Annotated in this window: 26 protein-coding genes and 1 tRNA gene; 14 read left to right on the forward strand and 13 right to left on the reverse strand. The window is 42.8% G+C overall.

The annotated features are described in order from the left end of the window. Positions 1-32 precede the first annotated feature (32 nt). On the reverse strand, positions 33-746 hold the full coding sequence (locus tag WHS38_09875) for a TetR/AcrR family transcriptional regulator (GenBank protein ID MEJ5301283.1): 714 nt from the start codon (positions 744-746) through the stop codon (positions 33-35). A gap of 296 nt (positions 747-1,042) precedes the next feature. Between WHS38_09875 and WHS38_09880 the strand changes: the two genes are divergently transcribed. Continuing rightward, positions 1,043-2,110, forward strand: coding sequence for a lysylphosphatidylglycerol synthase transmembrane domain-containing protein (locus WHS38_09880; GenBank protein MEJ5301284.1), 1,068 nt, complete (start codon positions 1,043-1,045; stop codon positions 2,108-2,110). An 8-nt stretch (positions 2,111-2,118) separates the two neighbouring features. Further along, positions 2,119-2,970: a 50S ribosomal protein L11 methyltransferase gene (locus WHS38_09885; protein ID MEJ5301285.1), complete on the forward strand. Its 852-nt coding sequence runs from the start codon at positions 2,119-2,121 to the stop codon at positions 2,968-2,970. Here the strand turns inward: WHS38_09885 and WHS38_09890 are convergent. Together WHS38_09890 and WHS38_09895 are read right to left on the reverse strand one after the other, a co-directional pair. Next, complete coding sequence (locus tag WHS38_09890; protein MEJ5301286.1) at positions 2,967-3,701, reverse strand: 4Fe-4S binding protein; 735 nt, start codon at positions 3,699-3,701, stop codon at positions 2,967-2,969. The genes WHS38_09885 and WHS38_09890 overlap by 4 nt on opposite strands. A 23-nt stretch (positions 3,702-3,724) precedes the next feature. Then, positions 3,725-4,420, reverse strand: a complete 696-nt coding sequence (locus tag WHS38_09895; GenBank protein ID MEJ5301287.1) for a hypothetical protein — start codon at positions 4,418-4,420, stop codon at positions 3,725-3,727. Positions 4,421-4,550: 130 nt separating this feature from the next. Here WHS38_09895 and WHS38_09900 point away from each other — a divergent pair, with 130 nt between their 5' ends. After that, a complete protein-coding gene (locus WHS38_09900) occupies positions 4,551-5,747 on the forward strand; it encodes a glycosyltransferase family 4 protein (GenBank protein ID MEJ5301288.1) in 1,197 nt (398 codons plus the stop codon). Here the strand turns inward: WHS38_09900 and WHS38_09905 are convergent. The 10 genes from WHS38_09905 to hpt all read right to left on the reverse strand — a co-directional run bounded on the left by WHS38_09905 (position 5,741) and on the right by hpt (position 14,432). After that, the gene (locus tag WHS38_09905; GenBank protein ID MEJ5301289.1) at positions 5,741-6,697 is read right to left on the reverse strand and encodes a GNAT family N-acetyltransferase; all 957 of its coding nucleotides are present in this window, start codon (positions 6,695-6,697) and stop codon (positions 5,741-5,743) included. The two genes, WHS38_09900 and WHS38_09905, sit on opposite strands and share 7 nt — an antisense overlap. A gap of 5 nt (positions 6,698-6,702) precedes the next feature. Next, positions 6,703-7,827: a heme b synthase gene (gene ahbD, locus WHS38_09910; GenBank protein ID MEJ5301290.1), complete on the reverse strand. Its 1,125-nt coding sequence runs from the start codon at positions 7,825-7,827 to the stop codon at positions 6,703-6,705. Between the two features lie 287 nt (positions 7,828-8,114). Beyond that, entirely contained in the window at positions 8,115-8,705 is a 591-nt protein-coding gene (locus WHS38_09915) for a heterodisulfide reductase-related iron-sulfur binding cluster (GenBank protein MEJ5301291.1), read from the reverse strand. 16 nt (positions 8,706-8,721) lie between these two features. Further along, the gene (locus WHS38_09920; protein ID MEJ5301292.1) at positions 8,722-9,432 is read right to left on the reverse strand and encodes a (Fe-S)-binding protein; all 711 of its coding nucleotides are present in this window, start codon (positions 9,430-9,432) and stop codon (positions 8,722-8,724) included. 1 nt (position 9,433) lies between these two features. Further along, the gene (locus tag WHS38_09925; GenBank protein MEJ5301293.1) at positions 9,434-10,843 is read right to left on the reverse strand and encodes a ferric reductase-like transmembrane domain-containing protein; all 1,410 of its coding nucleotides are present in this window, start codon (positions 10,841-10,843) and stop codon (positions 9,434-9,436) included. A gap of 47 nt (positions 10,844-10,890) precedes the next feature. Next, complete coding sequence (locus tag WHS38_09930; protein ID MEJ5301294.1) at positions 10,891-11,313, reverse strand: thioesterase family protein; 423 nt, start codon at positions 11,311-11,313, stop codon at positions 10,891-10,893. Between the two features lie 41 nt (positions 11,314-11,354). Then, positions 11,355-11,633, reverse strand: coding sequence for an HU family DNA-binding protein (locus tag WHS38_09935; protein MEJ5301295.1), 279 nt, complete (start codon positions 11,631-11,633; stop codon positions 11,355-11,357). Positions 11,634-11,648: 15 nt separating this feature from the next. Next, entirely contained in the window at positions 11,649-12,935 is a 1,287-nt protein-coding gene (gene serS, locus WHS38_09940; GenBank protein ID MEJ5301296.1) for a serine--tRNA ligase, read from the reverse strand. Positions 12,936-12,977: 42 nt separating this feature from the next. Beyond that, positions 12,978-13,880 (reverse strand): DUF3426 domain-containing protein, encoded by a 903-nt coding sequence (locus WHS38_09945; protein ID MEJ5301297.1) that lies wholly within the window; start codon positions 13,878-13,880, stop codon positions 12,978-12,980. Between the two features lie 21 nt (positions 13,881-13,901). Continuing rightward, the gene (gene hpt / locus WHS38_09950; GenBank protein MEJ5301298.1) at positions 13,902-14,432 is read right to left on the reverse strand and encodes a hypoxanthine phosphoribosyltransferase; all 531 of its coding nucleotides are present in this window, start codon (positions 14,430-14,432) and stop codon (positions 13,902-13,904) included. Positions 14,433-14,704: 272 nt separating this feature from the next. Here hpt and WHS38_09955 point away from each other — a divergent pair, with 272 nt between their 5' ends. The 11 genes from WHS38_09955 to pnp all read left to right on the forward strand — a co-directional run bounded on the left by WHS38_09955 (position 14,705) and on the right by pnp (position 26,081). After that, the gene (locus WHS38_09955; GenBank protein ID MEJ5301299.1) at positions 14,705-15,379 is read left to right on the forward strand and encodes a TIGR04211 family SH3 domain-containing protein; all 675 of its coding nucleotides are present in this window, start codon (positions 14,705-14,707) and stop codon (positions 15,377-15,379) included. 189 nt (positions 15,380-15,568) lie between these two features. Further along, a tRNA-Gly gene (locus WHS38_09960) sits at positions 15,569-15,644 on the forward strand. A gap of 196 nt (positions 15,645-15,840) precedes the next feature. After that, positions 15,841-16,365, forward strand: a complete 525-nt coding sequence (rimP, locus tag WHS38_09965) for a ribosome maturation factor RimP (protein MEJ5301300.1) — start codon at positions 15,841-15,843, stop codon at positions 16,363-16,365. A 16-nt stretch (positions 16,366-16,381) separates the two neighbouring features. After that, entirely contained in the window at positions 16,382-17,638 is a 1,257-nt protein-coding gene (gene nusA / locus WHS38_09970; protein ID MEJ5301301.1) for a transcription termination factor NusA, read from the forward strand. Positions 17,639-17,911: 273 nt separating this feature from the next. Then, positions 17,912-20,956, forward strand: a complete 3,045-nt coding sequence (infB, locus tag WHS38_09975; protein ID MEJ5301302.1) for a translation initiation factor IF-2 — start codon at positions 17,912-17,914, stop codon at positions 20,954-20,956. Positions 20,957-20,958: 2 nt separating this feature from the next. Further along, entirely contained in the window at positions 20,959-21,252 is a 294-nt protein-coding gene (locus WHS38_09980) for a DUF503 domain-containing protein (protein ID MEJ5301303.1), read from the forward strand. A gap of 11 nt (positions 21,253-21,263) precedes the next feature. Further along, positions 21,264-21,629 carry a 30S ribosome-binding factor RbfA gene (rbfA, locus tag WHS38_09985; GenBank protein MEJ5301304.1) on the forward strand — a complete coding sequence of 122 codons (366 nt, stop codon included), beginning with the start codon at positions 21,264-21,266 and terminating at the stop codon, positions 21,627-21,629. Beyond that, positions 21,626-22,687 (forward strand): bifunctional oligoribonuclease/PAP phosphatase NrnA, encoded by a 1,062-nt coding sequence (locus WHS38_09990; protein MEJ5301305.1) that lies wholly within the window; start codon positions 21,626-21,628, stop codon positions 22,685-22,687. The genes rbfA and WHS38_09990 overlap by 4 nt, the downstream gene beginning before the upstream one ends. Continuing rightward, positions 22,684-23,610, forward strand: coding sequence for a tRNA pseudouridine(55) synthase TruB (gene truB, locus WHS38_09995; GenBank protein MEJ5301306.1), 927 nt, complete (start codon positions 22,684-22,686; stop codon positions 23,608-23,610). The genes WHS38_09990 and truB overlap by 4 nt, the downstream gene beginning before the upstream one ends. A gap of 26 nt (positions 23,611-23,636) precedes the next feature. Further along, positions 23,637-23,906, forward strand: a complete 270-nt coding sequence (gene rpsO / locus WHS38_10000; GenBank protein ID MEJ5301307.1) for a 30S ribosomal protein S15 — start codon at positions 23,637-23,639, stop codon at positions 23,904-23,906. Positions 23,907-23,951: 45 nt separating this feature from the next. Continuing rightward, entirely contained in the window at positions 23,952-26,081 is a 2,130-nt protein-coding gene (pnp, locus tag WHS38_10005; protein ID MEJ5301308.1) for a polyribonucleotide nucleotidyltransferase, read from the forward strand. Positions 26,082-26,083: the final 2 nt, after the last annotated feature.

A 26,083-nucleotide genomic window follows, 5' to 3' on the forward strand; every position in this document is an offset into this window, starting at 1 on the left:
ACCTCTTTACATTAAGGGAAAAATTTTTGTCTTCACTGTTCATTAGCACAGAAAACTCCTGTTTCACTTTCACAGGATTTGTTAAACATTCCGGCGCCGACGCTAGCGAGTCCTTTTTCCAGGATAGATATAAGTTGTTCGACTTTACGTGCGAGTTCTTCTCGCGGCGCTCTGTATATGCCCGCTTCCACGTCCCAAAAGGCGACAGTGTAAGCCTGTAGAAAGCGATCGAGCATGGAATCGATGAAAAAGACGACAAAGTCTATGTCCAGATCGTTACGCAATTCTCCTCTAGAAATGGCGTCATCCACAAGCGGTTTTAGATAATCTGCCGATAAAAGATGAACTTTTTTAAGCAACTCCTCTCTCAAAGGAAAATTCTCATGAAAGATCATCTTGAGATAAAGCCGGTATATATTGGGATGTTGTTCTACGAAATCGATTCCTGCCCAGAGAATGGATTTTACGCGCTGAAAAAAGGGTAGATTTTTCGTATTTTCCCGAACTCCCCTGAGTCTATTTTTAGCCAACTCCACAGCATAATCGAATATAAATGCGAAAAATTTTTCTTTCGAACCAAAGTATTGAAATATAGAACCCTTAGCTATCCCAAGACGACTTACTAAACGATTTATGCTAGCCTGGTGAAATCCATGATCGGCAAACTCTTCAATGGAAACCTGGATAATGCGTTCTTTTTTTTCTAAGGGCAACCGATCAAATACGTCACGATTAGGCTTGGTCATTAGAGGTCTCCCCGGTGTTTTTATAATTATGACCACATGGTCATTATAAGAAAGTCTCACACTATCAGTCAATCTAAATTGAGGATTTTTAAAAATTCTTCCTTTAGGCTCAATTAACCCAAGAAAAATTGTTTTCACAACTCAAAAAGCGGATAAGTATTTGCAAAATAGATCTAGACGAAAGAGGCTCATTAAGGATAAATGAGGAATCGAAAGGCAAGTTCTAGTTACGGGTGTTGTTAAGACTAATTGTGGATCGGTAACCATTGTTAAAAGCTACATAGGAGCAGGCTTTATTGAAGGTCTTCTACAAAAGAAAGCGTTTCTGGATATCACTTGCTGTCGGTTTCGCAATTATATGGTACATGTTCCACAAAGCTGATTTTAGCCTTATTTACAAAAACTTGAGAGACCTCAGCATACCATGGGCTACGATTTCCTTTATCTGCTCTGTGCTTAGTTATTGTTGCATCGCAGGAGTGCTTCACTGCCTTGTTGTCGCTTCAGGTCACTTCCTCAGACTTCGGGATATATTCAACATTTCTCTTATATCTACGGTGGCTAATTATGCTCTTCATGCGGCTGGCTTGAGTGGGCTAGCAATAAAGATCTATCTTATGCTGAGAAAAAACATTCCCCCGCCTCATACTCTTTCCATATCGATTGTCCACGGCTTTTTCACTGTGGCTATTGCAAAATTCTTCATAGTGGTTGGCATAGTAGTGTTTTACAGCCATTACACAATAGAAACGGCAAGAAAAGGATCAGTAGAATGGACAATTGCCTTTTTGGGAGCAGGGCTTTTTATAACTCTGGTCTGGGTAGGGCTTTTTATAGCCACAAAAACTGTTCGTCATGCTACCTGGAAGGGGTTCATGGCTCTCTATAACTTATTTAGTAGAAAGATCGCCTGGCTTGCCAAGAAAAAGGATCAACTGGAGACAGCCTTTGCAAGCTTTGATGAAAGCGTCAGTCTAATAGTTGCAGACGGCCGTCGGCTTGCTCAAGCCTCTGCTTATGCTATAATTGATTGGGTATTAATGTTCGAATGCATGAGAACAGCCTTTCTCGCCGTTCATTCTCACGTAAACTTTGACGTGCTGGTTATGGGTTTCTGCGTCAGCCTTTTCATTTCAAGTGTATCCATAGTACCAGGCGGAGTGGGCTTAATGGAAGGATCTATGGTAAGCGTGTTCTATTATTTCGGTGTCGAATATGAAAAAAGTCTCATAGCCGTCATGTTATACCGAGTTTTCTACTACTTTATCCCCTTTGTAACCGGTGCAATCCTGTTTCTTGTTCACTTCTATTCGCCTTCCGAAAAGCTAATGAATGAGTTAGACCAGATTTCAAAACATCGATAACCATAACTATGGCAGAAGAAACTATAATCACCGTATACGAATGTCGGTGGAACGATCGGGAAGTGTTTCCTCCTGAACCCTCTCATCCTGCCTACAAAGGCATGTATAGGGAAGGAAAATGGTGCTATTTTTTCTTTTCGGAAACGGCAGATGAATACTTCAATTTATGGCTTAAGACTCAAGCACGGCAATCTATTGAGAATTGCCAGAGACTTAGCTTCCCGCTCAGTTCATGGCAGGAATTTTCTAGCACGCTTAGAGTGGGAAGTTTTCTCATAGTTTCATCTTCATCGGCAGAAGTAGAAACAACAGGGAATACAATAAAACTTCTCCCATCAATTTCCTTTGGATCCGGGACCCATCCTTCAACTAAAGCATGTCTTATGGCTATGGAAAAAGTCTTTTCAGAGTCGAAGCCGGATGTGGTTATGGATCTGGGAACCGGTTCTGGAATACTAGCTTTTGGAGCATTACTCTTAGGGGCGAACAAAGTAATAGCATCCGACATTAGCCATCTTGCTATAAAAGAAGCTCGAAAAAACTCCTTTATCAACAACCTTCACGAAAAGCTTCAATTTATTGTCTCAGATGGTCTTTCAGCAGTGGATACAACCAAGATCTCTCTGGTGGTTATGAACCTTGAATGGCCATCTCTGGAAACCGTATTTCGAAACAGTTCATGGTGGTCCTGTGATCGAATCGTCGTTTGTGGTTTTCCTAGTTTCTGCTGGCAGCATCTTTTAAGGAGACTGGAATTAAGTCTTTTCTTCGTTGAAGATCTTTCGTGGGTAGAAGAATGGGGAGCAGCCATTATATCCCAACATCTGCCGCCCTATTCTTCTCCACAAGCGCAATCTTAAGCCACGGCTGCAACAGGGGATCTTTGAACTACAACCCCTTTTGCGGAAAGCACAACCTCGTTAACCTCTATTTTTCTACCGGCATCTTCCACTGCCTTTCTTACGACCCCTGTAAGTCCCGAACAGCAAGGAACCTCCATACGGAAAACCTCTATATGTTCGATTGACGGATGAGCCTTCAAGATGGAAGCAAGTTTTTGCCTATATTCTCCAAGGTCGTCAAACTTAGGACAACCAATGAGAAGCACTCCACCGCCAAAAGGTCCGAGAAACCTTTCATGAAACCGAGTGCAAGAAGCAGGAGCACAATCGGCAACAATAAATAGGCGATGATCATTAAAAAAGGGAGCATTCGGCGAAACAAGCCTTATCTTCACAGGCCAATTTTTTACCATCGAGGACGTCAGAGACTGAACATGACTCGAAGGACAACCACAGGGCAGTGTTTTGCTTGAACATTCCTGTATAGCTTGTTCTAGAGCTTTCTTAACTTTTAAATGTTTTTCGACTTCCTCAGGGTCAAAATCCTCAGCTTCTCGTTCAACTATTGTTATGGCTCCCTGAGGACATTGACCAATACAGGCGCCCAAACCGTCGCAATAGCTTTCCGAAATTAGTTTTGCTTTGCCATTTACTATAGCTATAGCTCCTTCAGCGCAAGCTATAGCGCATTGTCCACACCCGTCACAGCGTTCTTCATCTATCTCGATAATTTTTCTCATCACTTTCATAGTTAATCCCCTTTCTGGTGTTGTTATTGGCGATTATGGTTAATCACTTTTGATACAATCTTTTTTCCCAAGTCTGTAAAAAGCTCAGGCGGAGTAAGATGTGGCTGGCGTCTGAGTTCTTCTTCAAACCTGGCAATAGCAACAGCATCGGCGAATGCTGCTTCCGTTGAAGAAAGATCTTTCGGGGGTTTATTCTGGCTAAGTATGAGAGATTCAACCTCTTTTATGAGATCTTCTCTTGCACCAAGATTCATCAGAAGTTTTCCCGCCTCCTCGGCGCTTTCCTCCGGACCAGAGCTTTCTCCTCCAATTTCTGCCGGCAATTCATGAAGGTAGGCTGCAATAATCACAGCCGGATTATCAAGCCTGTATTCTCTGAAGATTTCTTCTGCATACCGAGCCGCTTTAATCGCACGTGATACAGCTCTGAAATTTTTTCCCAACCGCTTCTTAGCTTCTATTGCGACTCGATCCTTTAGAAAGGATTCTCGCTTTGCGATAAGCTCAGGCGAAAGGCTTCCAAGACATTCTTCTGCAAAACGACAATAGGCAGCGCATCCAAAATCCATCTTCGGATTGACAAATCGAAAACCACAGCGAGAGCAGCGTCTGGACGGCTCATCTTTAAAAAATTCCACTATGGTTCCACATTGAGGACAGGGAGCTTCAAATATTGCTTCTGTCCCCCAAAACCTGCTATCTTGTCCTGGGCACTTCATGGTAAAACTCCTTATGTTAGATCCATTCTCGTTCTCACATGTCACATTAATCATTGATTGAGGCAAACGCCTTGATTCAGATCAAAAACTTACTTATTTTCTTCGATCCCATGTGAAAAAGGATTTTTTAATGAAGTCGAAGCATCCAAAAATCGCTTTTCTTTCTTCTGAAATTAGTCCTCACACAGGATGGGGAAGATATACGAGGGAGTTTTGCCTAGCTCTCTATAAGAAAAAAATCCCCTTTGAACTTCATTTACCAGTAAACCTAAAAAATTCTAACCACAGAGAGGAAACCAGCTTACGAATATATTACACCCTTCCGCCTTTTGCTAAATCCTTCCGATGGAAGCCATGGTATCTAATTAACTTTATAAGACAATGCGCGAGGATAAACCTCGGTAGGACCCAATACGTCCACAGTCTTATCGAGTTTCCCTATAGTGTCACTGCCTTATTACATGCCGATTCTTCAAGGATTCCCTTTGGTCTGACACTGCACGGCACCTACAGTATTGCCCCACAAAGAACATTCCCTGACAGGATATTTTTCAGAAAGGCTCTCTCTAAAGCAAAGATTCTTGTCGCGGTCAGTCGCCATACGGCAAGACGAACTGAAGAAACTTTTGGGAAGAAATTGGAAATAGAAGTTATACATCCGGGAATAAACTCAGATTTTCTGGTATGGAACCCGTTACTCTTAAACACTGCTAAAGATCTACTCAGTGGTGTAAACATACCGTCTGATGCTCGCATTATCCTGAGTGTTGGGGCACTTAAGCCGAGAAAGGGCGTGGATATTCTCATAAAAGCCACGGCAAAAGTTATTAAATTCCTTCCTAATACTCATGTTTTGATAGCAGGACCTGGAAATCCCGCTCCCTACCAACACATCGCAAGAAATGAAGGCGTTGAAAAGCATGTTCATTTCCTGGGGGTTCTGGATGACATTTCTCTCAAGTCTCTGTATCACCGATGTGATGTATTTGCGTTGTTATCAAGAGAAGACGAAAAAGGGCGATTTGAAGGTTTCGGGCTTGTTTATCTAGAAGCATCTGCCTGCAGGAAAGCCGTCGTGGGAACTTTATGTGGAGGCATCCCAGAAGCGGTGGCAAATGGCGAAACAGGTATTCTGGTCCCTCCCGACGATCCCGATGCTGCAGCTGAAGCGATAATTTCCATTCTTGCAGATCGGGATCTTACCGCCAAATATGGGAACAATGGGCAGTTCTGGGCAAGTCGCTTTAGCTGGGACAAAACCGTTGATGATTTTATTAAACTCGTTGAGCAAAAAACCGGGCTTAACTTTGGTAATGTGAATCAGTAAATATCGATGTCACCCATGTTATAAAAAAACGTAGCCGAAAGAATTTCAGCCGGTGGAAGCCAATCCAAACCTTCATTGGTTACCATGCAAAGATCTATTGGGGTGGGACGAAAAATGACAGCCTTTGGGTTAAAGATCATTTGTTGTTTTAAAACCTCCGGTAGCCATACAATAGCTTCCGAAAAACTTAACTCACGAAGAAAATTCTCAAATATCGCTCTAGCTTCCAGGGGAGGTAAAAGATAGTCAACAATCCGTGGGGGATTGTTAGCTGCCGATTCAACGATAATCCATCCAATTGGCTTCCAAAAACGCTTTACGAGATAAAACTCGTAGGAAAACCAGGGATGATGCACATATCGCCAAGAAAGGAATTGTTCGTTTCTTTTGACCAAAATGGGATAAGCTCTTTGAAGTTTAATCCACAGAGAATTTACAACCGAGGGGATATTTTTAAACCGTTCAAAAGAAATGAACGACAACTTGCTAGCAAACCATCCTTTGGAGCAAGGAGTGATAACAACATCTTCCACTGACTTTATAAGCTTCAACCAGCCATATTTCTGACCAATCCTGGACGAAACAGGTCCTGGAAAGACATAGGGGAAAAAGCAAGGATGATAGCTTTTAATCAATCCCAAAAGCAGATGGATCATGTGAGTAAGAGTATTACGACCTCGCCATTCAGGATGAACCATAGCATCTACAAACTGGAATAAGGGCATAGATTGTCCAGAAAAAACACCTTCTGCAGGGACAGCAGCGACGTGAGCAACAACTTGCCCCGTTTCGGTAACAGCCTGCACCCCATAACAACGTCCAAACAAATCCTGTCTATACTTCCAATCAAAATCGGAACTCCTCACATGCTTCGAAAACACCAAGGAAAATAGCGAGGCTACGTCATGAAAATGAGACGAATCCAGAAAGCGAAAAGATAGTGATTCCATGAATATTACCTTAGTCCGTGTGGGAGGTAGGTGCAGAGCGGCTCTTCCGCCATAAAATTCCCGGTAGCCTCGTAGGCTCTCGCTCTACAACCTCCGCAAACTCTTATGTATTCACAGGAACCGCATTTTCCTTCGTAAAGGGAAAGGTCTCTCAGTCTTTTGAACACATCTGAGTTTTCCCATATTTCTCTGAAAGACTTCTTTCTAATGTTACCGCAGATCACCTCTAGATAACCACAGGGCTGAACATCGCCAAGGTGCGATACAAAGCAAAACCCTGTGCCGGCGAGGCATCCTCTTGTCATGGCATCAAGCCCGTATGTTTCAACGGTCACCTTTTCGCCCCTTTCGCGGGCTCGCTGTCTTAAAATACGGTAATAATGAGGAGCGCAGGTAGCTTTGAGCTGAAGCGGGGTCTTCCCCCTTTGCTCATAAAACCAGTTTAAGGTTTCCTCATAGGCTTCAGGGGGAATCTCTTGCCCTGCCATATCTCTTGCTCTACCCGTTGGAACAACTAGAAATATATGATGAGCCACAGCGCCAAGCGACATAGCAAGCTTGTGAATATCAGGAAGTTCTTCTCTATTCACAGCCGTAATGGTCGTGTTGATCTGAAAAGGAATCTCGTAAGCCTTCAATGTCTCAATCCCTTTTATGGCAGATTCAAAGGCTCCCTTCACCTGTCGGAAATTATCATGGCTTTCTTGAGTAGCACCATCAATGCTTATGCTGACGCGCTGCACCCCTGCCTTTTTCATCTCCTTAGCAACATCAGGCTTAACAAGCGTTCCGTTAGTCGCCATGGTTATTCTAAAGCCTTTTTCGTTGCCGTAAGAAGCGATCTGAAAAATATCGTTTCTAAGAAGCGGTTCTCCCCCGGTGAGAATAAGTATGGGCTTTGACACGGTAGCAATATCGTCGATAAGTTTCATGGCTTCATCTGTAGAAAGCTCGTCAGGATAAGGGGCATCGATGGAAGCGGCGCGACAGTGGATGCAAGAAAGGTTACAAGTTCTGGTAATCTCCCAGGCAACAAGGCGAAGGTTTGTTGACAATAATCTTTCTCCTTGCTTTTCCGAATTTGAATTACTCCGATGCCCATCATCAAAGCTAGATTTATATTCACTCATTATTTATCCTCGCTACAGCAATAACACATAATCACAATGCATTCTCACAAATCCAGTGATTTTAAAAAATTAGCCTATTTCATGGTGGAAATAAGGTTTAGAAATTCTACAACACACCAAAATCTTCATCAATTGCCAATTGATAGGGTTCGAAAACTTCTTATATGGAAAAGATTTTTAGAACACTCTCATTGCCAATCTTAAGGCTGTTTAAAAACGTTCCCCCATGAGAGTAATACTCGATGCGCTCACATTATTCATACTGTAAAATCCTGTAACCTTAATTTTTACGTCCATCGGTAATTCTGGGAATTTGCAACTAACTCAACAATATGTTTTACCTGGACAGATGCTTTAGCTTTAGAAACTCCGCTTGCTATTTGCAACATGCACCCTGGGCAAGCCGTCGAAACAATCTCTGCCCCAGTCTGAATAATATTGCCAATCTTTCGATCGCCAATGCGTTCAGAAATATCGCCATGTTTCAAAGCAAAACTACCTCCAAAGCCACAGCAAGAATCGGCTTCTGACATTTCCACGAATTCGTATTCCTGAAGGGAAGCAAGAATTTCTCTTGGTTCTTTCCATATCCCAAGAGACTTTCTAAGATGGCAAGGATCATGGTAGGTTACCTTGGTTTTGGAAGACTGATAAACGTTTCTGGATTTTTCAACATCCCTGGCAAAGCCCATAGCCAGAAACTGCACAATATCCATGAGCTTACCCGATAGAGTGTGCACTGCCTCTTTCACCGTTGATGATTCATCACTCATCACGGATGGCCATACTTTTTTTATGGTCATCGAACAGGTCGCACAGGCGGTCACAATTATATCTACTCTGCTGGAAAAAGCCTTTAGATTCTGGCGAACGAGCAACTTAAAGGTCTCAAGATCACCCAGAGAGAGCAGGAATACCGCAACATACCTGATCTTCCGGAGTGAAAAGCCACACCTGGTTAGTTTTCAAAACTTCAACCATCGATTCAGCCACCGATGGAAAAATGCGATCTACGAGGCATCCAATAAAAATGGCAACTCTTGGCTGTCCAGCTTTTTGGGAAATGTCCAGCAATTGAATTCGATCCTTAAAAGGTTTTTCTGCTAGAGGCATCAAATCCCGATTCTTAAAAAATGGTAAAGGGATCCTAGCATGCACAGTGCCAACACTAGAACTAACCTTTGAAACAGCGAGAGGCTGGCACAAAGCCAGAAAGTTCATTATATTTCGGAACCTTTCCGGTTCGGAAAAAATCTTTCTAAGAAACACTCGTTCCCAAATTGGAAGACCTTCGATATAAGAAAGTATTGATCTTGCCTTGAAAAATATTTCCAAGCATTTTACCCCACCAGGACAACTTGCTTCGCAGGCACCGCAAAGCAAGCATCTTTGAAGGCGTTTTAGCACGCCACGAGCATTTTCAAAAATCCCATCTTTCAAGGCATCTAGTAGAATGATTTTACCTCGGGCAACATCAGGCTCACGGTGAGTTTCACGGTAGATAGAGAACACAGATTGACACATTCCACAACGCATACAAATAGAAAGATCATTTTCCAGATTTTGTAACATCGATATGATTTTTGATGTCTTGTGGTTGGGCATGTTAAAAAGAAAAAAACTCTCTTTTGACTTTTCTCGAAGGAATTTTCAGGGTTCGCTTCAGTTCGTCCAGAACAAAACGCTGCATAGGCGGGGGACCACAAAGAAAGAATTGAGTGCCACGAAGATCGGTAATGTATTTTTCGAAAATAACTCCTCTTACGAAGCCTTCCTCCCAAAAGAATCCGTCGTCTTTAACCTCCCCTAACAATTCATCAGTTATGCGCTGTTCACTAAGAACATGGACTATTGTGAGCCAGGAAGAAGACTTAACCAACTGAGAAAGTTCTTCGTAAGCAATAATATCAGCCTTTGATTTATTGCCCCATATCAATGTAACTTTCACTGGAAGTGATTTCTTAGCTATATGGCGTATAATGCTTAAGAACGGGGTTACTCCCACCCCTCCCGCAATGCATATAAGGTGAGCATCTTTCTTAAAATTGGGAGTAAACACACCGTAGGGACCTTCACATAGGAATGGAGTTCCGGGGGCTACAGTTCTAAGATTTCTGGTAAAGGATCCCACGGCTTTTACTGTGCAGGATATTTTGCCTTCATCAGGAGCGGATGACAAAGTAAACGGATGAGGCTCGCTCCAGCCTAAAAACCCAGTATCATAACGAAATATTGCAAACTGACCAGGAAGCCAGTTCCCAAAACGCCCAGGACCTTCGTGGCGAACAAATGTATATGTGTTAGTATCATGAGTTTCTTCTTTGACCGATTCCAAAAACCATCGGCACTGGGCTTTCCTGGTAGCGATATAGGAAAGACGATATCCAAAAAGCACCACCCACGATATGCCCAAAACTGCCCACCCAATAGTCATCGGGAAGACTCTTATATCACGGCTTATTGCGATAGAGTGCAAAAGAGCAGCCGGAATTACAAGGTATAACATGGCGTGAACAGGTTTCCACAGCTTGAAGGGAAGGAAATACTGACCGGCTTTGGCAGCAAGAACCGCAAAAAGGAGTATTAGAACCGTCCATCGAGCTATCACCAGTGCATTATCCATTAGATTCCATGAGTAGGGATAAAACTGAACAACAAAATCCCACACATCTTCTAACCTTCCACCAACCAATTGGGAATACTTAAGAACTTTTAAACCTACGTGGACCAAAACAAAAAACACCACTATCGGTCCAAATTTCTTATGGAATCTAATGAGACTATCCAAACCGAAAGGTTTTTCAATGATAGGAAGCCTTACTCCAAAAGACATCATGAAAACCATAAGATAAATTGCAATGATACCAAACAGGTTGCCCACATCAGCTAATTTATCGATCCAATCTTCGGTTAATAATCTATCTTTGACAGAAAAAATCCATAGTGCACAAAAAAATCCCAAAAGGGACAACCAAATCAGGATCCAAATCCATCTAAGCAGTCTACTTCCTACCATTCATTTTTCTCCGCATTTTATACGGTCTTATACGGAATATAGACTTATCATCTCCTTTGCTCAAATTCTTCAACTGCTTTTCTAAAACCTTCCGGAACTCTCACCGGTTTCTTAGATGATCGGTCAATCATAACATTTACAATATGTCCATCGGCTATTAAGATATTGCCCCTAAAAAGCGCAAGGTTAAAGGTAAAACTTGAATTCCCTATGTTAGAGATTTTGGCGCCAACATCGAGTTCATCATCAAAGAAGGCTTCTCCACGGTAGCGGCACAAAGCTTCAACAGTAAAGAAGTCGTAGCCATCCTCCAGGAGTTTTTCATAGCTATATCCAATAGCTTTCATATAATCCGTTGTGCCTATATCAAAATAGACTAAGTAGTTTGCAAAATAGACATGTCCCTGGGCATCCGTATCGGCATAACGAACTCGGACTGTGGTTCTAAATAGGAAATCACCTTCTTTCATGGGACTCTACTCCCGAAAACTTTCATATCACCACATCCATATTATTCGTTATTTACAAGCCTATAAAGATCCTTACCAACTTTGAAGAAAGGCAATCGCTTTGGTTCCACCTCTATTAGTTCTCCTGTTCTTGGATTTCTTCCTTTGTAGCCATCGTAGGACTTAACCTTAAAGCTCCCAAAACCTCTTATTTCTATCCGATCACCCTTTACCAAAGCCTCTTCCAGCACATCGAAAGTGATATTAACTATAGTTTCTGCAAGCTTAAGGGGAATTCCTTCACTCTTAGCAAGAGTTGTAATCAATTGGCTTTTAGTCATAGTTTCCTCCAATTCTTACCTGGTTTTAACAGGTGTTATACAATCTTTGCCCCTCATGTAGGAACGAAGAGCTTCTGGAATTAAAACACTCCCATCTTTTTGTTGATAATTTTCCAGAACCGCTACAACTGTGCGTCCAACAGCTAATCCGGAGCCGTTCAAGGTATGGACGAGTTCTGTTTTTTTCTTGCCTTTTCTTTTAAAGCGAATATCCGCTCGCCTCGCCTGAAAATCCTCGAAATTGCTACAGGAAGAAATTTCTCTATAGGCATTCTGGCCTGGTAGCCAGACTTCTATGTCATAAGTTTTAGATGCGGAAAAACCAAGATCACCTGTGCAGAGACTAACAACCCTATAGTGAAGCCCCAGAGCTTGTAAAATAGCCTCGGCATTAGCAAGAAGAGATTCAAGCTCAGAGTAAGAATCTTCCGGCTTTACAATTTTGACGAGTTCAACCTTATTAAACTGATGTTGGCGTATGAGCCCTCTTGTGTCCTTTCCGTAAGATCCCGCTTCAGAACGAAAGCAAGGGGTATAGGCTGTGTAATATTTAGGAAGTTGATCTTCATCGAGAATTTCACCAGCATGAATATTGGTAACGGGAACCTCAGCAGTCGGTACAAGGTAATAATCCCAGCCTTCTAGCTTGAAAAGATCGCTTTTGAACTTAGGAAGCTGGCCTGTTCCTCTAAGGCTTGAACTGTTAACCATAAAGGGGGGAAGAACCTCTGTGTAACCATGCTTATCTGTATGCATATCGAGCATAAAGTTAATAAGAGCCCGTTCCAGTTCTGCACCAACTCCCCAATAGAGAGTAAACCTCGCTCCCGTCATTTTGGCTGCCCGTTCAAAATCAAGAATGCCAAGTTGCTCACCAATATCCCAATGAGGCTTGGGCTCAAAGTCAAAAGAGGGTTTCTCCCCCCAGACTTTTACTACAGGGTTATCTTTTTCATCTTTTCCAACCACAACCGATTCATGAGGCATATTGGGAATAAAGAGAAGAATCTCCTCGAGCCTCTTTTCAATTTCAGCCAATTCATCATCAAGCTCTTTGATACGTTGAGAAAGTTGTCGGGACTCTTCAAGGAGAGTCGCGGTGTCCTTACCTTCCTTCTTCAGCTTGGCAATTTCTTCGGATGCTTTGTTTCTTTCGTGTTTTAGTTGCTCAACTTCTCGAAGCTTTTCCCTTCTCTTGTCATCGAGTTGCTTAAACTGCGAAAGATCAAATTCCATCTGGCGATTTTTTAACATCTTATCAACTTTATCTATGTTCTCCCGCACAAACCTAATATCCAGCATCTCTAGATCTCCCTTATTGAAAGCTAGCTGAACCTAATGAAACTAATGAGTCTGGCTTTTCTCCGTTCCCGCCGGTGTTCCTGAAGGTTTTTCCACTTCGGCGCTTATAAATTCGATCGTATAATCGGACAACTCATCAATGGGTGGCAAGTTGTAGAAAATCACCATAAAGGGCACTTTATCACCCGGTTTGATTCTAACATTGGAAAGTGTATCTCCTTCACGGCGCATCATGCGTTCCTGTATTTTATCAACTGTTAGTTGGGCAAGTTCTTCTTTACTGAAAAGATTTCCTGCATAGAACCGCTGACTCATGAGAGCTTTACCGTTAGTTCCAATCAATTTGCCTTCCAGAAGCACAAAGCTTACGGGTGTTTTACCCCCATTGACAGCCTCTCCCTGAACCACAAGTATCTGTCCCACCTGGACATTCTCAATGAAAAATGCTTGAGTCTGTTGATTAAGCTTTACGGCAGGACCGACTAACGATTCTTGGGATGAGGGCTCTTGAGTTGGTGCTGTTTTTGGTTGTTTGCCCACAAATTTATAGAACACAACCCCGAGAAGAACAACAACCACCAACGCAACAAGGATAAGCTTATTAGTCGCAAAAGAGGAAGAAGTTCTGGCTCGTGCCTTTTTTTCAGCGGCGGGATGTTCTGCTTCAATTTGATCTGAAACATCTTCCCTTTCGATATCTTCTGAAGGCAAATAGTCTGTTATTTGAACATCTCTGGTTCCGCCCGTAATCTTTTCAATATCTTCCCCGAAGGAATCGTCTAAAACTATAACTTTTTCATCCTTTTTTACTTTTTCCTGTGGAGGGCTCAAATCTATAGTAAAAACATGGCGGCATTTAGAACACCTAACTTTTACTGAATCCTTTTTAATTTTCGATGGGTCGATCTTAAATTTAGTTCCACAGGATTCGCACGTAACTATCATGAGCATCTCCCTTGCTCGACATCAAATAAAGCACACTTCGTAAATGCCATCCAGATGACGATAACACTCTGAGTAATCTAAACCATACCCTACGAGAAAACCTTTCTCAACCTTAAAACCACAGTAATCTATCTCCACCGAACATTCCCGTCTTTCCATTTTGTCTATTAATACACAAACTTTCATAGACGAGGGGTCGCGCTGTTTAATATATTTTACCACCCAGTCCAGACTTAAGCCGGTATCAACAATGTCCTCAACCAAAATAACATCCTTACCTTCAATGGGAAGTTCTATGTCCTTAGTTACTCTAATAGTTCCGCTACTTTCATCCTGCAAACCGTAACTGGAAATCCTTATGAAATCAATTTTAACAGGTAAATTTATGAACCTCACTAAGTCAGCTAGAAACACAAAAGCACCCTTTAAGATTCCTATAACGATAAGCTCATCCTTACCCGAATATTCCTGATTAATCCTATCCGCCAGGTCTTTAATTCTTTCTTTTACTGTCTTCCCATCGATAATGCACTTAAGGGTATGAGGTTTCATGAGCTATTCTCCAAGAAAATTCCAAGACAATAATAGTATAAGCCACTATCCCCACTACGTTTTCACATTGAAAGAAAATCGTGAAAAAGTCAACAATACCTTTTTACTCCTGCTGAACAAGTGCGGGCGTAAAAAATGATTTCACCTGTATCTTCCGTAAAAACAACCGTTAACACCCCTTATTTCTTGCGTTTCAAGAAATGCTTTTTTAAAATAGCTATCTGTTAAAAACGTCCTGAAAAAGAACTATCCCATTATTGAAAGGAAAAAATATGAGAAAGCTAGATCAAACATTGGCACTGGTATGGTTGTTTCTCGTGTTTTCCCTTATCTACTCCGGTAATGCCTTAGGAGCTGACTCTTATGTAACTGATCGGGTCGATATCCAATTTCGCACAGGTCCTGGAACCAGCCACAAACTAATTGGCACTCTGACACCTGGTATATCGGTAGAGGTTAAAAAGGAACAGGGGGGATGGTGCCTGGTGGTTCCCAAAGAGGGACCATTTTCCGGAAAAGAAGGATGGGTCCACAAGCGTCATATAACTTCTTCTCCCCCAAGCACCAAGGACGTAGTTCAGCTTACGGAAGAAAATAAAAGCCTAAAGACGACAATCACCCAATACGAAAATGAAGTTGCATCACTAAAGCAAACTATAGCGTCAATGGAAAAAGCACTAGAAGAATCCAAAGCTCAATACACCAAACTCCAGACAGAAGCTGCCGACTTTCTTTCACTCAAGCAAACCCACGACTCTCTTCAGAAAAATATAGCATCTCTTAAGGAAGAGCGAGATAAGCTTCAGGAAGAAAGTCGCAGAGCAAAAAATTCCGAGCGAATCAAATGGTTTCTCACTGGTGCTGGAGTGCTTTTCTGCGGATGGGTTATAGGAATGATTATGGGACGCTTACAACGAAGGAGAAACTATATTTCTTACTGGAGATAACAACTAAGAACTCTTAATCCAGTTTGCCTCTTAAGGATAGCTTACCGTGATTAGATGTTTTGCAAACTTTACCTCGCTATTCTTGTGTAAGCCCGGAAATTGTGCACTCTTATATTACGCCAACCCAGATACTCAAGAATTTCTTGACTTTGCATCAGGAAAGATATAGTTAAAATGTGGCTTTTGAGAGCGGGCATAGCTCAGTTGGTAGAGCACAAGCTTCCCAAGCTTGGGGTCGCGGGTTCGAGGCCCGTTGCCCGCTCCAAAGTTCGTGGGAAAAACGCGAAAGTCCCTTATTGAGGGGGTGCTTCTCGGGAGTGCCTGCTTCGATTAGTGGACGGATCAGCTATGGGGAAAACGTTGTGGTAAACATGTAGCACAATAGTTGAACCTGAGAATGATCTTGGTCTGCTAAAGAAGTGGGCTCTTTGCCCACTTCTTTTTTTGTGGTGGGATAAAAAGTGGTGGACAAAAAGGAAAAAGAGTTGGTTGAGAAAATTAGATTAATGATCGAGCCTGTGGTAAGCTCAGAGGGTGTCGAGCTTCTTGACGTTGAGTTTCGTCGAGAGCCTCAGGGGTATGTGCTTAGAGTTTTCATAGATCATAAGGACGGTATAACTATAGAGGACTGCTCTCGAGTCAGTTACACTCTTAGCGACTTTCTTGATGTAGTCGATCTTATTCATCACGCTTACCACCTTGAAGTCTCATCCCCTGGTTTGGATCGACCACTAAAAAAACCGGAACACTTTTCTCGACATGTTGGAAGCATAATTACCGTAAAAACATATAGCCCCATATCTAAACGGAAAAACTTCAAGGGTTTTCTACAAGGGGTTTCTGAAAGTGAAATCACTCTAGAATGTGATAGAGAAACTTTCACTATTCCGATTGAGTTGATTGAAAAAGCAAATCTTGCTTATTTTGAAACAGAAAAAGCGAAAAAAAAGCAAAAAATTAAACATATACCCTTGTGTGATAAATAAGGAGACAAAACAAAGCATGACAACAATGTCAGAGCTAGCAAGGCTGATTGACCAGGTCAGCAGAGAAAAGGGAATAGAGAAACAAGTTTTAATTGGAGCTCTGGAAGAAGCAATAGCTACAACCATCAGAAAAAAGCTCGGCTCGAAGGCCGAAATATTGGTAAGATGGGACGAAGAAAAAGGTGAAATTGAAGCGGTCAAGTTTTACAAAGTAGTAGATGAAGTTAAAGATCCTAACTGGGAAATGTCTATAGAAGAAGCCACCAAGTATGCTCCCGAGGCGGAGGTAGGAGATGAGGTAGGGATATCGCTAGATCCTACAAAGCTTGGAAGAATCGCCGCTCAAACAGCAAAGCAAATAATTCTTCAAAGACTACGGGATGCTGAAAGGGACGCTGTTTATGAAGAATTTAAGCACCGCCGAGGGGAAATCATTCATGGAGTAGTCCAACGCGTAGATAAAACAGGCGTAACCATAAATCTCGGCAAAGCAGAAGCATTCCTTCCCGTAAAGGAGCAAATCCCTCAGGACAATTACAGACCAGGGGATCGGGTGCGAGCCTATATTCTAGAAGTAAAAAAATCCGGCAAGGGTCCACAAATAATCGTCAGCAGAACCCATCCATCTTTCCTTATTCAACTGTTTGCTTTGGAGGTTCCGGAGATTCAGGAAGGTATAGTAAGCATCATCGCAGCATCAAGAGAACCTGGTTCGAGAGCAAAGATAGCCGTTGTTTCTAAAGATCCATCCGTTGATCCTATTGGAGCTTGTGTGGGAGTCAAAGGTAATCGAGTCCAAAAAGTTGTGCAGGAACTTAGAGGAGAAAGGATTGACATAATACAATGGAATGTGGATCCTGCAAAGTTTGTTGTAAATGCCCTGGCTCCGGCGGTAATAAGTAAAGTGATAATTGATCAGGCTAATCAAGCTGTCGAAGTTATAGTCCCGGATGACCAACTATCGCTCGCAATCGGAAAACGAGGCCAAAATGTTCGTCTAGCAGCTAAACTAACAAATTGGAAGATTGATGTAACAAGCGAAACTCGATACGAACGCCGTAAAGATGGTCGTTATCAAGAATTTTTCACTCTCCAAAACATGACAGAAGATTTGGTTGATATGCTTTTTGATGAGGGTATTACGTCACTTGAAGAATTCGTAAACACCGATACTGACTACCTGGAATCAATCATGGGACTTTCCAAGTCCACAATTGAAGGACTGAAGACCGAAGCTCTTAACGTTATCAGGAAAAGGACATCAAAAGGCTAATGACGGTAACTAGAGAATGCCATATCCCCATAAGAACGTGCATAGTGTGTGGTAAAAAGAAGCCGAAAAAAGAATTGTTAAGGCTTGTTCTCAATTCAGATGGGGTTGTAATTTTAGATACTTTACAAAGAATGAGCGGGCGAGGTGCTTATGTTTGCTACGAGTGCCTGCAATATCTAAAATGGAACAAAAAGCTTGAAAGGGCCTTCCGAGGGCGAGCAAAAGGTTTGAGCGTCCAGAGCCCCCAAATATAGATTTCAGGAGAGCATAAGAATGGCGCGGTTAAGAGTTCACGAATTAGCAAAAGAATTAAACATATCTCCAAAAGAGCTCCTAGATAAAATGAATGAGCTCGGTATTCCCTATAAGAATCACATGAGTATCCTGAGCACCGACGATGCAAATTACCTGCGCCGATTTTTTAAAAAGTTCGCTAGACCCTCAGGTAACGTCGTTGAGAATATTATGGCAGCTACAAAGCAGGTCATTGTTAAGAAAAAGCCTAAAAAGGACTACCAAAAACCAGAAGAGGAAGAAGTAATAGCTGAAGATGTTGTAACATCTCAACCGGCTATTTCTCCAGAACCTCCAAAAACCGCGCCTGAAGAGCAAATTGAAGAACAAATTGAAAAAGAGTTAGTAGTATCAGCAGAACCAACTATTGAAACACCAATTGTCGTAGAAGAAGATCATAAACAAAAAGAATTGGTTGATATTTCCCCACCTGAATTAGTAGAAAAGGAATTGGAGATGGGGCATCTTTACGAAGAAAAAACCGCCATATCCGCCAAGGCACCTGTTACAGACGAAACAATTCCACAACCAGAGGCTGAAACTGCAATTGTCACTGAACTTAAAGAATCACGTAGCCTGGAAATAGTCCGAGAAGACCTCGAAAAATCAGCAAAGGTAGAAAAGGAAACAATAGAAACACCGCCGCAGATACCAGAAATTTCTGAAGATTTAGATCTAGAAGTCAAAGCTCCATCTGAACAAACCAAAGCCGAGACTGCCGCACCGGAAAAGGTTTATGAAGCAATCACGACGGAGGAAATAAAACAGGAAATCGAAGAAGATACTAAGATTTCAGAAGAAAAACTTGAGTCTGAAGAAGCTGAGGCAGTTCAAGAATCAGAAAAACCTCTTAAACCTAAAAGACATAGACGCCGCAGAAGAAGGAAACCGAAAAAGGAAGAACCAGCAAAGATTATCCAGTTGCCAGAAATAATTCCACCCGTCGAAGAAGAAGATCACGAAGAAATTTTAGAATCCAAAGTAAGAACTCGTATTGTTGTAGAAGAAGCTGCTCCTAAAAAACAAATTAAGTCGCCAAAGAAATTTAGACCAAAAGAGGACATCAAAGTAGAACGCGAAGAAGAAGATGTAGATATTCCGTCAAAATTCTTAAAACCGAAGCGAGATGATCGAAAGATACTTGATGAAGTTCGAGAGCCATCAAAGATATCCATCACGAAAGCTGAAGCACCACCACAACCCAGCACTCTTCCTCCAAAGGCGGCGAAAAGAAAGATTCGTGTTGAAGATGCTATCATTGTAGGCGAACTGGCCCACCAAATGGGCGTTAAAGCATCCGAAGTTATCAAGAAACTCCTGCTTCTAGGACTACCGGTTACGGTAAATCAAGCTATAGACTTTGATACGGCTGCTATTTTGGCTTCTGAATTCGGTTACGAAGTGGAAAAGAAAGGCATAGAAGAAGAAACGATTTTAGCTGTTCAGGAAGACCGCCCTGAAGATCTTAAGCCTCGTCCCCCTGTTGTAACCGTTATGGGTCACGTGGATCACGGAAAAACATCGCTCCTCGACACTATTCGCCACACCAACGTTACATCTGCAGAAGCTGGAGGCATTACTCAGCACATTGGAGCCTATCATGTGCATCTTGATAAAGGAGACATCGTTTTCCTTGATACCCCAGGTCATGAAGCATTTACCGCAATGAGAGCCCGAGGTGCAAAAGTAACCGATATAGTTATTCTGGTTGTTGCGGCTGATGATGGGGTAATGCAACAAACAATTGAAGCAATAAATCATGCTAAAGCCGCTCAAGTGCCAATAATTGTTGCCATTAACAAGATAGATAAACCAAATGCAAATCCTGAGCGAGTCAAACGGGAATTGGCGGAACAGGGGCTTATACCCGAAGAATGGGGCGGCAATACTATAATGGTAGAAGTATCGGCGAAAAAGAAAATCGGTATTGAAGACTTACTGGAAATGGTGCTTCTCCAGGCGGAATTGATGGAACTCAAAGCAAATCCTGACAAACCCGCTCGAGGTCGAGTCATTGAGGCGAAGCTTGAAAAGGGTAGAGGTCCCGTAGCTACAGTTTTAATCCAGGAAGGCACACTTAAGCTGGGAGACGCCTTTGTATGCGGAGTCCACTATGGAAAAGTTAGAAACATCTTCAACGATCTTGGACAGCGTATTGAATCAGCAGGACCATCCATGCCAGTAGAAGTAATAGGACTTTCAGGGGTGCCTCAAGCAGGTGATGACTTCGCTGTAGTGGCCGACGAAAAACAGGCTCGAACTCTGGCCGAATATCGCTTGAGAAAACAGCGCGAACGAGAGATCTCTCTCACAACAAAGGTTACTTTGGAAAAGCTTTATGAACAAATCCGAGAAGGACAGCTTAAAGAACTTAATCTCATACTTAAGACCGATGTTCAGGGATCTCTTGAAGCACTTGCTGAAGCCATCAGGAAGCTTTCGCATCCCGAAATAAAAATCAACATCATCCATTCAGCCACCGGAGCAATCAATGAAACTGACATTATGCTAGCATCGGCATCGAATGCCATTGTGATCGGTTTTAACGTAAGACCAGACGCTAAAGTCGAGGAAATAGCTCAGCGAGAAAAGGTCGATGTAAGATTTTACAATGTTATTTACCAGCTCATCGATGACATCAAAGCAGCAATGGAAGGGTTGCTTGAACCTGAATATAAGGAAAAAGTTTTGGGACGAGCCGAAGTGCGCCAGACATTTCATATTTCAAAAGTTGGCACGGTAGCGGGTTGTTATGTAACAAGTGGTGTGGTCCAGCGGGGAGCCAAGGTGCGCGTGCTTCGTGATCAGGTGGTGGTGTATGATGGAAGGATAATATCGCTTAAACGGTTTAAAGAAGATGCTCGCGAAGTTAAGGCTGGTTTTGAATGCGGAATTCTTATCGAAAACTTTAACGACATAAAGGTTGGCGACATACTCGAAGTTTATACGATGGAAGAAGTAAAACCAACCATTGATGGCACTTCAATTCAGGAATCAAAACAAGACTCCCAGGATAAGCGTTAAAGATGGCAATGACCGTGGGGATTTCTCGCATTACTCTAATTATTCCTGAAGGCATGTCGCTCAAATCAAAAAGAAAGGTTGTAAAAAGCCTTGTGGAAAGATGCCGTAACAGGTTTAACGCTTCCGTTGCAGAAGTGGATGATCATGATCTTTACCAGAAAACCACTCTTGCTATTGCTGTAGTTGGCAAGGATGGACGCACAGTAAATACCATCCTTGATAAAATCACCGAATATGTGGATTCGCTCAAACTGGCGGAAATTATCGACCAGGAAATAGAGCTTATCCATTATTGAGAGGATAAATTATGAGAAAATATCCCCGAAAACTACGGGTTGCTGATTTAATTAAAGAGGAAATAGCAGAAATTCTTCACCGCAAGGTGAAGGATCCTCGCATCCAGGGAATTACCGTTACGGAAGTTCGGATGACGGACGATCTCAAGGAAGCAACTGTTTTCTACTGCGAAACGTTTCATAAAAGTGACCGAGCAGAATTAAAAGTAGCAATGGAAAGTGCCGCTGGATTCATACGCCGTGAATTGGCGGAGCGCATTCATCTGCGATCTATACCAAGACTTTCTTTTGTCTATGATGATTCTTTCGATCACAGCGAGCGAATCGGATGGATTTTGAACTCGCTTAAATCCAAAGACGAACAGGGCCAGTTATGATGTTAACACTCCCTAAAAACCAAGCGCACAATCAACTAAGGTTTGCAATGTCCCAGGATGACGAAGCCAATATTAAAAAAGTAGCTGATGTGCTAGAAAATGGGAAATTTTACCTTCTGGTGACTCATTTCAATCCGGATGGAGACGCAGTTGGATCGATGCTTGCTCTTCAAGCTGTTCTAAAAGGTATGGGGAAAAAAGTTAAAAGCTACTGTGAAAGCGGCATTCCACCAACTTTTCGTTTTCTTGAAGGAGCACAGGAAGTTACTAACGATCCAGAGGAAATTTCCCACCTTGAAGTTGACACAGTGGTGTTTCTTGATTGCGGCTCTATCGACCGAGGTGGCAAAAAGCTATTAAATTTCCTCGACTCGTCAAAACTTGTTGTAAATATAGATCACCACGTCCACGAACATCCATTTGGAGATGTCTTCTGGGTAAAATCATCCGCCAGTAGCACATGCGAAATGCTTTTTGATATTTTCCATTTCATGAATATTTCTCTCACGCCACCTGTATCAACATGTCTTTATACTGGCATCTTAACTGATACGGGATCTTTTCAATTCTCAAACACTTCTCAGAAGGTTCTGGAAATTGCCGCATCATTGGCAAGTTCCGGGGCAGCCCCTCACAAGATAGCCCAGCAGATTTTTGAATCCTGCTCTCCGCAGAAGTTGTTGTTGCTTGGAAAAGTTCTGGAGACTCTTCGCTACCACAAAAACTATTCTATTGCTACCGCTCGACTTACGAGAAAAATGCTAAGCGAAACGGGAGCCAGCGTTCACGATGGTGAAGGTTTTGTTAACATGCTGAGGCAGGTTGCAACCGTTAAAGTAGCTGTGTTGTTCAGAGAAGACGAGAACGGGCTTATCCACGTAGGACTGAGATCAAAGGGATCTGTGGATGTAGCAAGGTTTGCCAGACAATTTGGGGGAGGAGGACACATCAACGCATCAGCCTGCAGAATAGATGGGCAAATCGATCAAGTAGAAGCTGTTATTATTCCTTCACTGGAATCGTATATTGACGAGAGTGAGCAGAGCGAGGGCAAATGATGGTGAGATCCCCCTTCCTGGTTGATGGCATAATGATAGTCCATAAACCGGTGAATATGACATCGTTTGAAGTGGTGCGGCGAGTCAAACAGTGGCTCAAGCCTAAAAAAATTGGTCATGGGGGAACTCTTGATCCTTTTGCTGAAGGACTTTTGGTGCTTCTCATAAATAGCGGCACGAAAATTGCCGATCAATTTTTAGATGATGATAAAGTTTATGAATTTACTCTGCTTTTTGGCCACGAAACAGACACTCTGGATCGCACAGGCAAAACTGTTTACTTCTATGACGGTCCACCTGTGGATCAACAGAAACTTGAAGAAGCTTTACAAAAATTCAAAGGCACCTTCTTGCAAAAGATCCCGGCCTATGCGGCAGCGAGAGTCAAGGGAGAAAGGCTGTATAAGCTGGCAAGAAAGGGAATAACAGTGGAAGCTCCACTTAAGGAAGTAACTGTATATGAACTGGAACTACTTCAGCATGAATGGCCTAGAGCTAAACTAAGAGCGAGATGTTCCAAAGGCACCTACGTGCGCCAGCTAGGAGCTGATATCGCCAGAACCTTAGGCTGCTACGGAACGTTGGAACATTTGGTCAGGACACAAAGCGGGCGATTTTCTCTAAAAGACGCCTGGACTCTAGAAGAGATCAAAGAAAACATTGAAGCCGGAAACATTCACAGGCTTATCATAAATCTTGCCGACGCTTTAGATCATCTGCCTGCTTTGTCAATAGAGGATGAAGATATTGAACGACTTAAACACGGTCAGATCCGTAAAAATCTTGAAATCAAAGCAGAAGGACTGGCAAATCCTGACAACATACCTGTCAGGATATTAAACACATCAGGGGACACCTTGCTAGCCTTATGGTGGCCCAGGCAAACAAACAATCAAAGACGTCAATTAAAAGTATTAGTGTAACTTCCATGTGAAAGGAGGAAGAAACCGTGACATTGACCCCAGAAAGGAAAAAGGAAATCATCGAAACATTCAAAATTCACCCAACTGATACAGGATCTCCAGAAGTCCAGATCGCTCTTCTGACTGAAAGGATCCGGTATCTTACCGAACATTTCAAAGTTCACAAAAAAGACTATCACTCAAGACGAGGGCTCCTTAAGCTAGTCGGCCAGAGAAGAAAGCTCTTGAATTACCTTAAATCACGAGACATGAATCGTTACCTAAGCCTTATCGATCGATTGGGATTGAGAGGCTAAACAGAAAAAATTTAGACTCAAAGCTTAAAGGAGCATAAACAAGGTATGAACACAGCAAGTATTGCTGTATCGGCAGAGGTAGGGAGTCGAATCCTTACCATAGAAACCGGGCACGTTGCCCGACAGGCAAGCGGTGCAGTATGGATTCGATATGGTGACACGGTGGTTTTGGTCGCGGCGGTTCGAGATGAAAAAACAAGAGAAGGGGTGGATTTCGTCCCGCTCATGGTTGATTATCAGGAAATGAGTTACGCGGCTGGGAAAATCCCTGGTGGATTCTTCCGCCGTGAAATCGGACGTCCCAGTGAAAAAGAGGTGCTCACGTCGCGACTTATTGACCGCCCCATAAGACCGCTCTTTCCAAAGGGCTACAGCCACGACATTCAAATTATAGCTACCGTTCTATCAGTCGATCAGGAAAATGAACCAGATGTGCTAGCTATAACTGGCGCCTCGGCAGCTCTCCACATTTCGGACATTCCTTTCCTGGGTCCCATAGGGGCGGTAAGGATAGGAAGAGTTGACGGAAATTTTGTTATTAATCCGAGCATAGAACAACTCAGTAAGAGCGATATCAATCTGGTAGTGGCTGGCACAAAAGAAGCTATCGTTATGGTAGAAGGTGGAGCGCACTATGTGCCAGAAGAAGACCTGCTGGAAGCTCTGGAACTGGCTCATAAAGCCATTCAACCCATGATTGACATTCAGGAAGAGCTTCGACAAAAGATAGGGCATCCTAAACAAACTTGTATTGTCTCTGAAAAGCCCCAAGAACTGGTGGAAGCAGTAAAGGCTATAGCTTTGGAATCGATTCGAGAAGTAATGACTACGCCTGAAAAGATGCTTCGGAAGGAAAAAAAGAAAGCTCTTCACGAACAGGTTGTATCTTCGCTGGCTGAAAGTTATCCCGATTCTCAGAAAGAGATCGAAGAGATCCTTGAAGAGTTGGAGCGGGATGTGGTGCGAAAGATGATGGTTGATGAAGGGCGACGTATTGATGGACGTGGAATGAGCGACATCAGGCCTATTGAAATTGCGGTAGGCGTTCTGCCTCGAACCCATGGTTCAGCCATATTCCGTCGCGGGGAGACTCAAGTCCTGGCCGTGACAACTCTAGGTTCTTCGTCCGATGAGCAAAAAATAGAAGCTCTTACAGGGGAAACCTTCAAGTCATTCATGCTCCATTACAACTTTCCGCCTTTCTGTGTAGGCGAAGTCAAGCCTCTACGAGGACCCAGCAGGCGTGAGATTGGACATGGAGCTCTAGCCGAAAGAGCCGTGCAGCCCATTCTTCCTGACTCCGAAACTTTTCCCTACACCATTAGAGTTGTTTCGGAAGTGCTGGAATCGAACGGCTCTAGCTCAATGGCCACTGTCTGCGGCGCTACTCTTTCTCTTATGGACGCCGGAGTTCCTGTAAAAGACATGGTTGCAGGTATTGCCATGGGGCTAGTTAAGGAAGGCGACAAAGTAGCTATTCTAACCGATATAATTGGGGATGAGGATCATCTCGGTGATATGGACTTCAAGGTAACAGGCAATGACCGAGGTGTAACGGCTCTCCAGATGGACATTAAGATTTCTGGCATTACTAGAGAAATTATGCGGAAAGCTCTTGAGGAAGCCAGAAGAGCCCGACTCGCTATTCTCGAAAAGATGCGCTCGGTTATAAGCGCTCCAAGGCCAGAGCTTTCCCCTTACGCTCCAAGAGTAGCCGTTACTCAGATCCCCACTGAAAAAATCAGGGATCTGATCGGACCAGGTGGTAAAGTAATCAAACAGATCATAGCGGAGACGGGAACCAAGATAGATGTTGGAGAAGATGGGCGAGTGGTTATCATGGGTTTGAATCCCGAAGCCTGTCAGAAGGCTTTAGACAGGGTCAAGCTAATAATGCTGGAGCCAGAGGTCGGACAAATCTACACGGCAAAGATCACAAGAATTACTGACTTTGGTGCTTTTGCTGAAATTCGCCCAAATCTTGAAGGCCTTATTCACATTTCTCAGCTTGATACCAGGCGAGTCAAAAATGTAAGCGACGTAGTAAAAGAAGGCGATGAGGTGCTTGTTAAAGTTATAGAAATTGATAAGGATGGGCGGTTCAAGCTGAGTAGAAAAGCTGTTATGGAGCAAGTCACATCAGAACATCGACACCATCAACCAAGAAAACGTTAGGA

This window comes from Thermodesulforhabdaceae bacterium, assembly GCA_037482015.1.
GTDB lineage: Bacteria > Desulfobacterota > Syntrophobacteria > Syntrophobacterales > Thermodesulforhabdaceae > JAOACS01.

Coding starts and splice junctions, on each gene's coding strand:
- WHS38_09925 (MEJ5301293.1), bottom strand. CDS start 10,843: ATGGTAGGAAGTAGACTGCTTAGATGGATTTGGATCCTGATTTGGTTG.
- WHS38_09945 (MEJ5301297.1), bottom strand. CDS start 13,880: ATGATAGTTACGTGCGAATCCTGTGGAACTAAATTTAAGATCGACCCA.
- infB (MEJ5301302.1), top strand. CDS start 17,912: ATGGCGCGGTTAAGAGTTCACGAATTAGCAAAAGAATTAAACATATCT.
- serS (MEJ5301296.1), bottom strand. CDS start 12,935: ATGCTGGATATTAGGTTTGTGCGGGAGAACATAGATAAAGTTGATAAG.
- hpt (MEJ5301298.1), bottom strand. CDS start 14,432: ATGAAACCTCATACCCTTAAGTGCATTATCGATGGGAAGACAGTAAAA.
- ahbD (MEJ5301290.1), bottom strand. CDS start 7,827: ATGAGTGAATATAAATCTAGCTTTGATGATGGGCATCGGAGTAATTCA.
- WHS38_09990 (MEJ5301305.1), top strand. CDS start 21,626: ATGATGTTAACACTCCCTAAAAACCAAGCGCACAATCAACTAAGGTTT.
- WHS38_09955 (MEJ5301299.1), top strand. CDS start 14,705: ATGAGAAAGCTAGATCAAACATTGGCACTGGTATGGTTGTTTCTCGTG.
- nusA (MEJ5301301.1), top strand. CDS start 16,382: ATGACAACAATGTCAGAGCTAGCAAGGCTGATTGACCAGGTCAGCAGA.
- rbfA (MEJ5301304.1), top strand. CDS start 21,264: ATGAGAAAATATCCCCGAAAACTACGGGTTGCTGATTTAATTAAAGAG.
- WHS38_09900 (MEJ5301288.1), top strand. CDS start 4,551: ATGAAGTCGAAGCATCCAAAAATCGCTTTTCTTTCTTCTGAAATTAGT.
- truB (MEJ5301306.1), top strand. CDS start 22,684: ATGATGGTGAGATCCCCCTTCCTGGTTGATGGCATAATGATAGTCCAT.
- WHS38_09920 (MEJ5301292.1), bottom strand. CDS start 9,432: ATGCCCAACCACAAGACATCAAAAATCATATCGATGTTACAAAATCTG.
- WHS38_09885 (MEJ5301285.1), top strand. CDS start 2,119: ATGGCAGAAGAAACTATAATCACCGTATACGAATGTCGGTGGAACGAT.
- WHS38_09930 (MEJ5301294.1), bottom strand. CDS start 11,313: ATGAAAGAAGGTGATTTCCTATTTAGAACCACAGTCCGAGTTCGTTAT.
- WHS38_09935 (MEJ5301295.1), bottom strand. CDS start 11,633: ATGACTAAAAGCCAATTGATTACAACTCTTGCTAAGAGTGAAGGAATT.
- WHS38_09875 (MEJ5301283.1), bottom strand. CDS start 746: ATGACCAAGCCTAATCGTGACGTATTTGATCGGTTGCCCTTAGAAAAA.
- WHS38_09980 (MEJ5301303.1), top strand. CDS start 20,959: ATGGCAATGACCGTGGGGATTTCTCGCATTACTCTAATTATTCCTGAA.
- WHS38_09905 (MEJ5301289.1), bottom strand. CDS start 6,697: ATGGAATCACTATCTTTTCGCTTTCTGGATTCGTCTCATTTTCATGAC.
- WHS38_09890 (MEJ5301286.1), bottom strand. CDS start 3,701: ATGAAAGTGATGAGAAAAATTATCGAGATAGATGAAGAACGCTGTGAC.
- WHS38_09895 (MEJ5301287.1), bottom strand. CDS start 4,420: ATGAAGTGCCCAGGACAAGATAGCAGGTTTTGGGGGACAGAAGCAATA.
- pnp (MEJ5301308.1), top strand. CDS start 23,952: ATGAACACAGCAAGTATTGCTGTATCGGCAGAGGTAGGGAGTCGAATC.